The organism is Nocardioides sp. NPDC127503, from assembly GCF_040302165.1.
In the GTDB taxonomy this organism is placed as follows: Bacteria; Actinomycetota; Actinomycetes; order Propionibacteriales; family Nocardioidaceae; genus Nocardioides.
This window is the reverse complement of the sequence record NZ_JBEORH010000015.1, coordinates 34,764-47,612: the sequence shown is the minus strand read 5'-3', so window position 1 is coordinate 47,612 and position 12,849 is coordinate 34,764. Positions and strand designations below refer to the sequence as shown.

Below are 12,849 nucleotides of genomic sequence, written 5' to 3'. Positions count from 1 at the left end.
CACACATGACCTCACCGATCCTGGAGATGCGCGGCATCACCAAGGAGTTCCCCGGCGTCAAGGCGCTCGCCGACGTCAACCTCGTCGTCAACCGCGGTGACATCCACGCGATCTGCGGAGAGAACGGCGCCGGCAAGAGCACCCTGATGAAGGTGCTCAGCGGGGTCTACCCCCACGGCACCTACAGCGGCGACATCGTCTTCGAGGGCGAGACCGCGAAGTTCGCCAACATCCGGCAGAGCGAAGCCGCCGGCATCGTGATCATCCACCAGGAGCTCGCTCTCATCCCCGAGCTCTCGATCGCGGAGAACATCTTCCTCGGCAACGAGACCGCCAAGCGCGGCATCATCGACTGGGGCCGCGCCAACCGCGAGGCGATCGACCTGCTCGCGCGGGTCGGCCTGCGGGAGAACCCGCTGACGCCGGTGAAGAACCTCGGCATCGGCAAGCAGCAGCTGGTCGAGATCGCCAAGGCGCTCTCGAAGGAGGTCAAGCTGCTCATCCTCGACGAGCCGACCGCCGCGCTGAACGACGACGACTCCCAGCACCTCCTCGCGCTCCTGAAGGGGCTGAAAGAGAAGGGGATCACCTCGATCATGATCAGCCACAAGCTGAACGAGATCGAGCAGATCGCCGACGAGATCACGATCATCCGTGACGGCCAGAGCATCGAGACCCTGTCCGTCGCCGCCGGTGGCGTGGACGAGGACCGGATCATCCGCGGGATGGTCGGCCGCGACCTCGAGAACCGCTTCCCCGATCACACCCCCTCCATCGGCGACATCCTCTTCCAGGTACGCGACTGGACCGTCATGCACCCGCAGGACAGCCACCGTGAGGTCATCCGCCAGGCCAACCTGTCCGTGCGCGCCGGCGAGATCGTCGGCATCGCGGGGATGATGGGGGCCGGACGTACGGAGCTCGCGCGGTCGATCTTCGGACGCTCCTACGGCTCCAAGACCTCCGGATCGCTGATCCTGGACGGCGCCGAGCTGCAGCTCAACACGGTCACCCAGGCGATCGATGCCGGCATCGCGTACGTCAGTGAGGACCGCAAGGGCCTCGGGCTCAACCTCATCGACGACATCAAGACCTCGGTCACCGCGGCGGCGCTGAAGAAGCTGCGCACCGGGCTCGTCGTCGACGAGCACAAGGAGGTCGTGGTCGCCGAGGGCTACCGCAAGAACCTCAACATCAAGGCGCCCTCGATCACTGCCGGAGTCGGCAAGCTCTCCGGCGGCAACCAGCAGAAGGTGGTGCTGTCCAAGTGGATGTACACCGACCCGAAGCTGCTGATCCTCGACGAGCCGACCCGAGGCATCGACGTCGGCGCCAAGTATGAGATCTACGGGATCATCCAGGAGCTCGCCCGCAGCGGTCGCGGCGTACTGGTGATCTCCTCCGAGCTGCCTGAGCTGCTCGGTCTGTGTGATCGCATCTACACGCTCGCCGAGGGCGTGATCACCCATGAGTTCGACCGCTCAGAGGCCACCCAGGAGTCCCTGATGCGCTACATGACCGCGGACGCGAGGAAGTAACCCCCGATGAATGCCCTGCTCAACACGCTGCGCGGGAACGTCCGCCAGTACGGGATGATCATCGCTCTGGCGGCGATCGTCATCCTCTTCCAGATCTCGACCGAGGGCGTGCTGCTCAAGCCGCTCAACGTCTCGAACCTGGTTGTCCAGAACGCCCAGATCCTGATCCTCGCCATCGGCATGGTGATCGTGATCGTGGCGCGCCACATCGACCTCTCGGTCGGCTCCGTGGCCGCCTTCGTCGGCGCCGCCGCGGCGATCATGATGACGCAGTACGACTTCCCCTGGTGGGTCGCCGTCTTCCTCGGCCTGCTGCTCGGCACCGCGATCGGCGCCTGGCACGGCTTCTGGGTGGCGTACGTCGGGATCCCGGCGTTCATCGTCACGCTGGCCTCGATGCTGCTCTTCCGCGGTCTGACCCTGGTCGTGCTCAAGGGCGCGACCGTCGGTGGTCTGCCCGAGGAGTTCAAGGCCATCGGCAACGGCTTCCTGCCCGAGATCGGGCCGGACACCGGGTTCCACAACCTGACGCTTCTCATCGCCGTGGCCGCCGTCGCTGTGCTGATCTTCCTCGAGGTGCGTCGCCGTAACGCCCAGGCGGCGTACAACTTCGACGTCCTGCCCTTCCCGCTCTTCGTGGTGAAGCTGGCGCTGCTGACGATCGTGATCATGTACTTCGCCTACCTGCTCGCCGACGCGCGCGGCCTGCCGATCGTCGGCCTGATCCTGGCCGGGCTGATCGTGGTCTACACGTTCATCATGAACAAGACCGTCTTCGGCCGGCACGTCTACGCGATCGGCGGCAACGTCGACGCGGCGACGATGTCCGGCGTCAACACCAAGCGGGTCGACTTCCTGGTCATGATGAACATGGGGCTCCTGTCCGGCCTCGCGGGCCTGGTCACGACCGCCCGCCTGACCGCGGCCAACCCCAAGGCCGGCGTCAACTTCGAGCTCGACGCGATCGCCGCCGCCTTCATCGGTGGCGCGGCCGTCACCGGTGGTGTCGGCACCGTCGTCGGCGCGATCATCGGTGGTCTCGTCATGGGTGTCCTCAACAACGGCATGTCGCTGCTCGGTGTCTCCATCGACTGGCAGCAGGCCATCAAGGGCCTCGTGCTCCTGCTCGCCGTCGCCTTCGATGTGTGGAACAAGCGCCGCACCGCCGGGTCCGGTGGCGCCGGTGCCGAGGCTGCCGAGCCCAGCGCTCCGCCGCCCGACAAGCTGGCCGAGGAGATCGAGGCCATGGAGGCCGAGCTCAGCGTCGACTCCAACGATCCTCCGAAGACCTGATCCATCCCCCAAACCCCCACCCCGCGACCCCTGCCTCCCCCCGGGCAGGGGTCGCTGGGTTTTCGGGGTTGGGGTGAGCTCGTGTAACACGCTGTTCGTAGGACTATCCGGTCGTTCTGATAGGGCGAGTAGTCCTACGAACGACGTGTTACATCCCCGCGGCACCTGCGACGAGCGGCCGGTGTTGAATAGCGGGGTGGCAAACTCCGCTCAGTGGCTCCAGGGAGCCCGTCCTCGCACCCTCCCCGCGGCGCTCGCGCCGGTCATCGCCGGCACCGGGGTGGCTGCGTACGCCGGTGGGTTGGTGTGGTGGAAGGCGCTGCTCGCTCTCTTGGTGGCGCTGGCGCTGCAGGTCGCGGTCAACTACGCCAACGACTACTCCGACGGGATCCGGGGGACTGACGACGATCGCGTTGGCCCGCTGCGGCTGACCGGCTCCGGCCTGGCAGCGCCGTCCTCGGTCAAGCGCGCCGCGTTCATCGCCTTCGCGATCGCCGCGGTCGCGGGCCTGGTGCTGGCGCTGACCTCCGCCTGGTGGCTGATCATCGTAGGCCTGGTCTGCATGATCGCGGCCTGGTACTACACCGGCGGCTCGCGCCCCTACGGCTATGCCGGCCTCGGCGAGGTCATGGTCTTCGTCTTCTTCGGGCTCGTCGCGGTCATCGGCACGACGTACGTCCAGACGCAGAGCTGGGAGTGGGGCGCACTGTGGGCCGGTGTCGGGATCGGCGCGATCACCTCCGCGCTCCTCGTCGCCAACAACCTCCGCGACATCCCCGGCGACACCGAGTCCGGGAAGATCACTCTCGCCGTCCGTCTCGGCGACGCGCGCACCCGCTGGCTCTACGTCGCCCTCGTGGCCGTCGCCGCCGTCTCCGTCGTGCTCGTGGCCCTGACGACGTCCTGGTGGGCGTTGCTCGGTCTCGGGTTCATCGCCGTCGCCGCTCAGGGCGTCCGCACCATCCTCGACCGCACCAACCTCGGCCCGCGCCTGATCCCCGTCCTCCAGCAGACCGGTCTGGCCACGCTGGTGTGGGGGCTGTTGGTCGGCGTACCTCTGCTCTTCGTCTGAGGCCCTCCCGCGAAGGCGCTACGCCGGCGCGGGGACGGGCTGGGTCCGCCGGGCGAGGTAGCGCTCGGCGGCGCGGGCAGAGGGGTGGACGCCGATCGCGGCGATGACGATGATCCCCGCGATGATGGCCCAGCCGAGGTGGCCGAGCTCCATGGCGAGGAACGTGTACGCCGCGGGGGCCCAGACGGTGCCGAGGGTGTGGCCGACCTGGGCGGCGCCCTGGTAGTCGCCACGGTGCTCCGGGTCGGAGAGATCGGCGATCAGGCCCCACTCGCCGGCGGACTGGAAGAGCTCGGCGCCGGTGACGGTCACATGGCCGATCCAGACCAGCGCGATCGTGATCAGGCCGACGGTGTCGTGGGTGACCGCGATGATGGCGCAGGAGGCCAGGAAGCAGAGGGCGCCGCGGCGCTGGGCCTTGAGGGACGTCGCCACGTCGGTCACCCCACGCGCGGTGATCACCTGCAGTCCGACGGCCATGACGGTGTTCGTGCCGAACAGCCACGCCAGCAGCACCCGCGGGGCGTCGGTCTCCTGGACCAGCCACAGCGGGATGACGACGTTGAGCAGGACCTGGTGGGTGCCGAGCACGCCGTCGAAGAAGGTCGTCGCGAGGAACGCGCGGTTGCGCAGGGCGCCGAGGCGGTCGCGTACGTCCTTCTTCAGGTCGCTTGGCGAGGCAGCGGCGGCGAGGCGGGGGAGGCGCGAGATCCAGTAGGCGTTGACCAGCAGCACCACGGCGGTCATCACCGGGACCGCCTTGATCAGGGTGTTGGAGTCGGCGGCGAGGGCGAGACCGCTGGCCAGGGCGCCGAGCGTGTAGCCGACGTTGCGGGCGGCGCGCATGTAGGCGAACCCGCGCACCCGGGTCGCTGCGGGGAAGACCGAGATCCGGTAGGCGTCGCGGCCTGACTTCTGCCAGGAGGAGGCGAGTGCGAGGAGCACCTCGACGGCGACGTACGCGGCGAAGTTGCCGACCAGCACCCAGGCGCCGAACAGCAGCGCCTGGAGGACGGCACCGGCGATCCAGCTGAACCGAGTGCCCAGGCGATCCGCGAGTCGGCCCAGGGGGACGGCGAACAAGAAGGTTGCGACGCCCGCGATCGTGAGACCGAGGCCGACCTGTGCGGCGGAGAGACCGACGATCTGGGTGAAGAAGACCGCCGAGCCGGTGAGAAAGGTGCCTTCGGCGAAGGCCGACAGCACCGACTGGTACGACATCGCCCGGATGAGCGGGTCGTCTGAGAGGACCTTGTCCCTCAACCGGATGAAGTGAGGGGACAAGACGACTCCAAACTATCTTGACATCGAGACAAGCGCAGTCTTGTCATCACGATGTTCGACGTCAAACAGTTATCTGTGCTGATCGGTCCCCAAACCGGGCAGCGAGAAAAAAGGAGTCCATCGCGCCGACGCCCGTGCGTCGGCGTAGGTGGCGGTCGAGGTCAGCGGGTGGAGCCCTCGATGGTGCCGATCACGCCGCCGAAGACGTCGGTGGTGACGCCCCAGATGCCGCCGGCGATAGCGGAGATCGTGCTGGTCAGCCCTTGCGGATCGGTGAACAGCCAGAACCCGACGAACAGGGCGCCGATGACGATGAAGATCTTCTTCTTGTCCATGTGAGCTCGTCCTCCCGAGAAATCCGATTGAATGTGGAGTGAATTCGCGAATCCAGACGCAAGCGCGCGAAACTCGCGAGGTTGCCCCGGGATATAGATTCCCTGAAGTTAGCCTCCCCTCGCAAGAATTCGGCGAAGGAGACCACTGAGCGGGACAGTGTCGCGCCCCGCGGTCCAGTGTGCGGCATGACGGCTGGTGAGGCGAGCCCAACGTGCGCGCCTACGCGCGCGGTATGACACGTGTCGTCAGGTGGAACGAGGTGCGCTACGGCGGTCTGGCGACTACGCTCGTCTCACATGGCGGTGGCGTTTGTCCAGAATGCCGATGCCCGGGAGTTTGCGTCAGCCCGCGGGAGGGGCAAGGCGCCCCCACCCACCGGTGCCGCATGGGGCTGCGCCGGGCGGGACAACCGAATACTTCCGGACGTATCTGGCAATCACACCTCACCTCGGGAAAGGGAGCAGAACAATGGCACCGCACCAGCTGATTCAAAGTACGACTCAAGCCGCCGAGTATGGCACCGGCGGCCTGGCCGAGTGGATCACCGACAACATCATCACGCTCGTCGTCCTGATCTTGGGCGTCACGGTCCTGTGGGCTGCCCGCAGCGGCAACATCTCCAAGGCCGTCACGATCGTGGGTGGCCTGATCATCGGTCTCGGCGTCCTCGGCCTGGCCGTGGGTAACAACGCCACGGACCTGGGTCAGTGGATGGCTGGTCTCTTCAAGGGGTGAACTCGGTCCCGTTAGCTAACCCAGGGAGGGATCTCGGGGATGAGGCTGCCTGACGACGACGAGCTGTACGAGGTCGACCAGACCTATCTCGGTCCCCCTCGTCGCTACATCGGGGAGATGCGTTATCGCACCATCTTCCTCTTTCTGGTGATCGCACCATTGACGCTTGTGCTGCTGCGCAAGCTCGGCATGCCGGTGACGCTGCTCAGCATGGGGCTGTGGCTGATCGGCGCCTCCTACCTCTCGATGAAGGCCTCCGACTACATCAGCTCGGAGAGCTCGGCCGGTGCCTGGCTGATGACCTTCTGGCACGAGCTGACCACGCCGCGCGTGGAGACCAGCGCCCAGTACGCAGGCGGCGCGGCTGTCGCCTTCCGGCACGCCACGAGCCCCCGGGGCGGCTGGGCGAAGGCCATGCGGCGACCCGGCCGGAGGTTCGCGCAGCAGCCGGGTGCAACCCCCTCGCCGAGGATGCTGCAGGCGACGGTCGTCACCTCGACCCCGAGCGCCCCGAGCCAGCCGGTGCGCGGCAAGGCCGCCCCCGTGCGGCCCGTGATCGAGGCGAAGGTCGTCGAGGAGCCGCTCCCGGCCCACCTCTCGGTCCAGCCCGAGGCCCAGCCTGCGAGGCAGCAGCACGCCACTGGCGTACGTCCGGCGAAGGGTGGCTGGTCCAGCCGGCCGTCCTCCTCGCCGCGTGAGCCCCGCGACGTTCCCTGGAAGGGCGGGGCGCCCTGGCAGGCCCGGCAGGAGCCGGAGCAGCCAGCTCCGCCTGCGCCCCCGGCTCCGGCCGCCGAGACCGCCGCCGCTGCACCGCCGCCTCCGCCGAAAGCCCAGCAGGCCCGGCCAACTTCGCCACCCCCTCCGCCTCCTCCGCCTCCGCCCTCGTCGGCCCCGGAGGTCCAGCAGCCCGCCCCGCAGGCCGCACCGAAGCCCGCCCCGGAGCAGCCCGCGCCCAAGCCCGCTCGGCAGCCGCTCTCGCACGCGGTCAGGCCGGCGGTGGTGATCGCGCCGGAGCCGACGTTCGACGACGTCGACGAATGGGACGACGCCGAAGGATGGGACGACTTCGACGATGCGCCCTCGGGAGGTACGCGTCCCAGGGACAATCAGGACGAGCAGGGGATGCCTGACCAGCGTCCGCAGAGTGTGGACGACTACCGCAAGCGCCTCAACGGCGACGACGCACCCAACGACGGAGGAACCGCATGAGGCGGCCGCGAGCGGAGCGGGCCTACGGGCCTGGCTTCGAGAAGCCCAAGCCGGGACGCAAGAGCGTCTTCGGCCGGGGCGGCGACGACTCGAAGGGCGCCCGTGAGCCCAGAGGCGACAACTGGGCGCTGGAGGAGGTGCGCGGTCACCTGACCTTCACCAGCGACCGCATCATCGCCTGGTACCTCGCCGAGCCGCAGACCTGGTCGTTCCGCGCCCACTCCGACCTCGAGGCCCTGATCACCGACCAGGCGAGCCAGCTGGCCGACCTGGTCGGCAACACGATCCACGGCCGGGTCACCACCCGCCCCTATCCCGTACGTCACTGGGCGCACGCCGCGTTCGCCAACGCTCCCGACCCGCAGCCCGGGTTCGAGGAGATGATGGCGCGCAACCAGGCCCACATGGCCGCCCACAGCCAGGCCGACAAGCTCGTCTACTACGGCGTCGACCTCGGCCGGCGTGATGCCACGGTGCGGACTCTGGCGAAGTTCTCCGCGAGCGCGGCCGAGCGCGAGATGGCCGCGATCAGCGAGCGCCTCGACACGGTCAACCGGGTGATGTCGCGTCCGGGCTTCTCCGCGCGCCCGGCGCTCGGTCACGACATGGAGTGGATGATCGCCCGTTCGCTCTCCCTGGGCGCCAAGATCCCCGTGCCCGAGCCGGGTGAGGCCCAGCAGAACTTCCTCGACACCGACGACATGGCCGAGTGGTTCGAGTCGGTCGCCTGGTCGGCCGAGCCGCTGGCACCGACCGTGCAGGTCACCAGCAGCATCGGCGGCCGCCAGGAGACCAGCCACGTGTGTGTGCTGACGGTCTCCCGGATCGGCGACATCGAGGTCCCGGAGACCCACGCGCCGTGGATGGCGAAGACCGACGCGCTCGGCTTCCCGGTGGAGTGGTCCTTCCGGGTCGAGCCCCGCTCGCCGGAGGACGTCTCCCGCGAGATGGCGTCCCTGACCCGCCGCATCGACGGCCAGGTCAGCCACTGGTCCGAGGACCACGGCAAGCGGCCTCCCAAGCAGCTCTCCCGCCAGGCCGGCCGAGCCGCCGACGTCGAGGACGAGATGCGCTCGGAGTTCACGGGCCTGTCCACCCGCACCAGGGGCTGGTACCGGATCGCCGTCACCGGCCGCACCGAGGCAGAGGCGCTCGACAAGGCGCAGAAGGTCGTCGACCTCTACCGGCCGCAGATCAAGATCACCCGCCAGCTGGGCCAGTACCACCTGGCTCGCGAGTTCGTCCCGGGCGAGCCGCTCGCCTCGACTGCGCACGCGCGGAAGTTCCCGGTCCTCAAGGTCGCCGCCGGGCTCCCGGCGGTCACCGCGGAGGTCGGCGACAAGCGCGGCTTCTACCTGGGTGAGACCTCTGCGATGGCGTCCCGGGCCGTGCTGATGGACCCGTGGTACCTCACCGAGGTCATGGAGCAGGCTGGCCTGATCCCGCTCGTCGGCACGCCCGGTTCCGGAAAGTCGACCCTGATGGGCGTCGTCATCTACATGTCGATCCTGTCCGGCATCCACGGCGTCGCCATGGACCCGGCAGGCCGGCTGCAGCGGCTGATGACGCTCCCCGAGATCGGCGGCGGCGTCTTCAACGGCCGACAGGTCCCCGCCCGCGCCCGCAGCGTGGACGTCCTCGGCGGTCGCCCAGGGTCCCTTTCGCCGTACGCCGTAGTCCCCGACCCCAACCCGGAGCTGATCCGCGCCGAGGCGATGTCGGACCACGAGTTCGCCGAGCGGCTTCACCGGGAGCGGTCGGCCGCCGTACAGCAGCGCCGCGACCTGACCGTCTCGGTGCTCCGTGCCTGCCTCCCGGTCGGACTGGCCAACAACGAGGAGGTGCTCAAGCGCATCCGCGCCCGCGTCATGGAGGCGCAGGCCGACCGCGGCGCCGACACCTCGACGATCGTGAAGATGCTCTTCGAGGGCGACGGCGGTGACCACGAGATCGGCCGCGAGCTCGCCGCCGCCCGTGAGCGCGAGCTCGGCCGCCTCTTCTTCGGGAACGACTTCCTCCAGTCCGACGAGGAGCTGAAGGGCACGCCGTTCACCTTCTACAACCTCAAGGGACTCACCACCCCGCCCGAGCACGTGCCGCGCGAGGAGTGGAGCGCCGAGGAGCAGATGGCGCGCCCGATCATGACCCTCGCCGCCTGGTCCGCGCTGCACCTGATCTACCGCAGCGACCCCAACGATCGAAAGCTGTTCGCGCTCGACGAGGCCCACGAGATCACCCAGGCCTCCGGCGGCACGGGTCGCGCCCTCGTCCACAAGCTCTCCAGCGACTCCCGCAAGAACAACTGTGCCGCGCTGGTCTCCACCCAGAACGCCTCCGCGATCCTGGGCTCCGACATCAACAACTTCGTCGGGGCGGCCTTCGTGGGACGTACGCAGGACGAGTCCGCCCAGCGTGACGCGCTCAAGCTGCTCGGCAAGCCCGAGGGTCTCGGCTACGAGTCGATCCTGGCGCGGCTCTCACCGCGCACCAGGCGCGGCGACGAGCAGCTCGGCTACCGCGAGTTCATCTACCGCGACGGCCTCGGTGGCGACACCGGTCACGGCGGCATGGAGATCATCAAGGTCACCCTCAACCACCACCCGGGTCTGCAGGAGGCGCTCAACACCACCGCCGACCCCACCCGCCGCGTCAGCCGAGCCATCGGCGGCGAGCCGACCGACCTTCCCAAGACCGAGCTTTCCGGGGATGGGATCGGCTGATGCCGGCGCGCCCCGCTCACCACAGGACAGCCCTGCGCCGTAGGGCGGCTGCCCTGGTCGTACTCGTGGTTGCTCTGCTGTCCGTCGCCGGACCGGCGGCGGCTGCGGGGCCGAAGGGGATCGACATTCCGATCCCGTTCGATCCGACGGGTGGGCTCTCGGGTGTGAGCGATGCGTGCAACAACCTGGATGCGCCGATGCCGGCCTCTCCCTATGGGGACGGCAGTTTCATCGTGCGGATGACGGCGTTGGGGGCGGCGTCGAAGGCGGGTACGGAGCTGAACGACCCGGAGGAGATCAACGACGAGCTGGACCCGTTCCGCAACAAGGACGAGGTCTCGCTGGAGTCGGCCTACGGGACCACGCCGCAGTGGTGGACCTATGACAACGGATGCACGGGGCAGTTCATCGCGGGGGCGGGGACCTCGATCGGCAACATCATGCTGGAGATCTCGGGGATCCTGCCGAACTGGTCGCACGCGTTGTTGAACGCGGTGATCGGGGAGAACTCCTTCCTCAAGGCGTTGGACGACCCGATCGTGGCGGCCTCGGAGGCGGTGACCAATGGGGTGTGGGCGCCGTGGGTGAGCGTGGTGCTGCTGCTGGTGGCGGCGACGGTGATGATCCGGGCGCGTGATGGCCGGTTCGCGCGAGCGGTCACGGCGGCGGGCTGGGCGCTGGGTGTGCTGGTGGTGACCTCGTGGCTGATCCAGTACCCGGTGGAGTCGACCAAGCTGGTCGATGACGGGGTCCGGTCGGCGACGGGGATGATCGCGACCGGGTTCAACGACGGCCGTACGGTGCCCGGCGTCAACGACGACAAGTTCGGTGAGACCGACGCGGTCAAGGCCGTGGACGGCCAGATGGACGAGGTGGTGCGCTCGACGCAGTACCGCACCTGGCTGGCCGGGGCGTTCGGTGATCCGGACTCGGCCACCGCGAAGACGTACGGGCCGCGGGTGTTCCGGTCGACGCACTTCTCCTGGCAGGAGTACGACACCTACCGCAAGGACCCCAACGGCGAGGGCAAGAAGGTCCTCGAGGCCAAGCAGGACGCGTTCAAGGAACATGCCGAGGCGGTCAAGAAGTCCGATCCGGTCGCCTATGAGTACTTCAAGGGTGAGCACTGGTCCCAGCGGGCGACCACGGCGCTGGTGAACCTGGTCGTGGTCGTGGTGGTGTGTGGATTCCTGCTGGTGGCCGGGTTGGCGATCCTGTTGTCGTTCGCGTTGATCCGGTTGATCGTGCCGTTCGCGCCCGCCGCGGGGGTGTTGTTCATGCTGGACCACACCCGCGACGCTGCGGTGGCGATGCTGAAGCGGGTGGTGGGCCCGTTGGTGATGGGCCCGATCTACTTCCTGGTCGCGTTGTTGCTGCTGCGGCTGGACTCGGCGATCTTGACCTCGACGATGTGGTTCGTGCTGAAGCTGGGGCTGATCGCGGTGCTGACCGTGCTGGCCTGGCGCCTGACCCGACCCGCCGCCTACGGCATCCCACTGCCTGGCATGGGCCGGCTCACTTCGATGCTTTCCTCGTACGTCGGCACCCGGACGGGTGCCGAGGCCGGGGTCCGCGACGCGGCCGCCGACCGCCCGCCCGTCCCGGGCGGTGGCCCGGCGGGCACCGGATCGGTCTCGAGCCCCGGCGGCGTCTACATGCCCGGCCACGAGCTGACCGGCAGTCGACCGACGATGACCGCCGAGCAGGTGCCCAACCAGGGGCCGGTGACGGCCGCCGGAGCGCTGGGCGCCGGGGCGAGCGCGAGCAGCACACCGACGTACGCCCTGGGGTCCTCGATGAGCGGCGAGGAGGGTGAGCGAGTGGCCGGACAGTGGTTCGACTCGCGCTCCGTCGAGCGCGACGAGCCGCCCTCCCGCGACGAGGCGCGCCCAGGGTTCGCCGCCGGGCAGGTCTACAACAACGACCGCCCCGAGGCGCCGAGCCCGGTCGACTACACCGCCGGCTCCTACGCCGACCGCGAGCCGGAGCCGCGACAGTCTCCGGTGGCGGAGGCCAACGTCGACTACGACGCGGACGGCAATGCGGTCTTCGTCATCTACTCACCGAACGGGAACCGCTCGGTGCCCGTCGACAACGGTCCGAGCTGGTCTGAAGGAGGAGCCCGGTAGTGCGGTCGACAACGACGCGTGGTGTGCTGTGGGAGGTCATCGCGCCGGTGCTGAGGTGGCCCATGAGGTCGCCGTTCCGGTTCTTCTCGGTGGTTGTCGGCATCGTCTTCGTCATCTGGCTCATCGCCCAGTGGAGCGACGCTCCCGACGCCGAGCCGGCCGCTCAGCCCGAGCGGGGTTCCGCGTCGGCACAGCAGAGCGCCTCCGCGTCCGGCTCGCCGGCGCCCGTCCCGGACCCGACTCCTCTGGCGGTCAAGTTCGTCGCCGCCTGGGCACGTCCCGACCTGACCACCGACGAATGGTGGGCCGGGATCAACGCCGCCCGCCCCGACGAGTCGCTGGCCCAGGCTCTGGGCACCACCGACCCCGCGACCGTGCCGGCGACCAAGGTGGTCGGCGCCGCGAAGGTGCTCGAGCAGACCGACGGAGAGGCACGCGTCGAGGTCACCACCGACGGTCCCAAGGTCATCGTCTACCTGACGCTGGTCGACAACGTCTGGTACGTCGCGAACATTCTTCCAGGGGGATAGGCG

The 12,849-nt window shown here is 68.7% G+C and carries 10 protein-coding genes; 8 read left to right on the top strand and 2 right to left on the bottom strand.

The annotated features are described in order from the left end of the window. The first annotated feature begins 5 nt into the window (after window positions 1-5). From mmsA to ABTW65_RS26665, 3 genes are all read left to right on the top strand, one after another. A complete protein-coding gene (mmsA, locus tag ABTW65_RS26675; RefSeq protein WP_350665826.1) occupies window positions 6-1,538 on the top strand; it encodes a multiple monosaccharide ABC transporter ATP-binding protein in 1,533 nt (510 codons plus the stop codon). A 6-nt stretch (window positions 1,539-1,544) separates the two neighbouring features. Beyond that, on the top strand, window positions 1,545-2,831 hold the full coding sequence (mmsB, locus tag ABTW65_RS26670) for a multiple monosaccharide ABC transporter permease (RefSeq protein WP_350665824.1): 1,287 nt from the start codon (window positions 1,545-1,547) through the stop codon (window positions 2,829-2,831). 196 nt (window positions 2,832-3,027) lie between these two features. Then, window positions 3,028-3,903, top strand: coding sequence for a 1,4-dihydroxy-2-naphthoate polyprenyltransferase (locus ABTW65_RS26665; protein WP_350665823.1), 876 nt, complete (start codon window positions 3,028-3,030; stop codon window positions 3,901-3,903). A gap of 18 nt (window positions 3,904-3,921) precedes the next feature. Here ABTW65_RS26665 and ABTW65_RS26660 read toward each other — a convergent pair whose 3' ends face one another. Beyond that, window positions 3,922-5,187: an MFS transporter gene (locus tag ABTW65_RS26660; protein ID WP_350665821.1), complete on the bottom strand. Its 1,266-nt coding sequence runs from the start codon at window positions 5,185-5,187 to the stop codon at window positions 3,922-3,924. A 161-nt stretch (window positions 5,188-5,348) separates the two neighbouring features. Then, a complete protein-coding gene (locus ABTW65_RS26655) occupies window positions 5,349-5,522 on the bottom strand; it encodes a hypothetical protein (protein ID WP_160025706.1) in 174 nt (57 codons plus the stop codon). A gap of 469 nt (window positions 5,523-5,991) precedes the next feature. Here ABTW65_RS26655 and ABTW65_RS26650 point away from each other — a divergent pair, with 469 nt between their 5' ends. The 5 genes from ABTW65_RS26650 to ABTW65_RS26630 are packed head-to-tail and all read left to right on the top strand — an operon-like array spanning window position 5,992 to window position 12,846. Continuing rightward, the gene (locus ABTW65_RS26650) at window positions 5,992-6,258 is read left to right on the top strand and encodes a hypothetical protein (protein WP_091043078.1); all 267 of its coding nucleotides are present in this window, start codon (window positions 5,992-5,994) and stop codon (window positions 6,256-6,258) included. 39 nt (window positions 6,259-6,297) lie between these two features. Next, window positions 6,298-7,467, top strand: a complete 1,170-nt coding sequence (locus ABTW65_RS26645) for a hypothetical protein (protein ID WP_350665819.1) — start codon at window positions 6,298-6,300, stop codon at window positions 7,465-7,467. Further along, entirely contained in the window at window positions 7,464-10,187 is a 2,724-nt protein-coding gene (locus ABTW65_RS26640) for an ATP-binding protein (RefSeq protein WP_350665817.1), read from the top strand. Before ABTW65_RS26645 ends, ABTW65_RS26640 begins: the two co-directional genes overlap by 4 nt. Next, a complete protein-coding gene (locus ABTW65_RS26635) occupies window positions 10,187-12,316 on the top strand; it encodes a hypothetical protein (protein ID WP_350665815.1) in 2,130 nt (709 codons plus the stop codon). Before ABTW65_RS26640 ends, ABTW65_RS26635 begins: the two co-directional genes overlap by 1 nt. Continuing rightward, window positions 12,316-12,846, top strand: coding sequence for a hypothetical protein (locus tag ABTW65_RS26630; protein WP_350665813.1), 531 nt, complete (start codon window positions 12,316-12,318; stop codon window positions 12,844-12,846). The genes ABTW65_RS26635 and ABTW65_RS26630 overlap by 1 nt, the downstream gene beginning before the upstream one ends. Window positions 12,847-12,849: the final 3 nt, after the last annotated feature.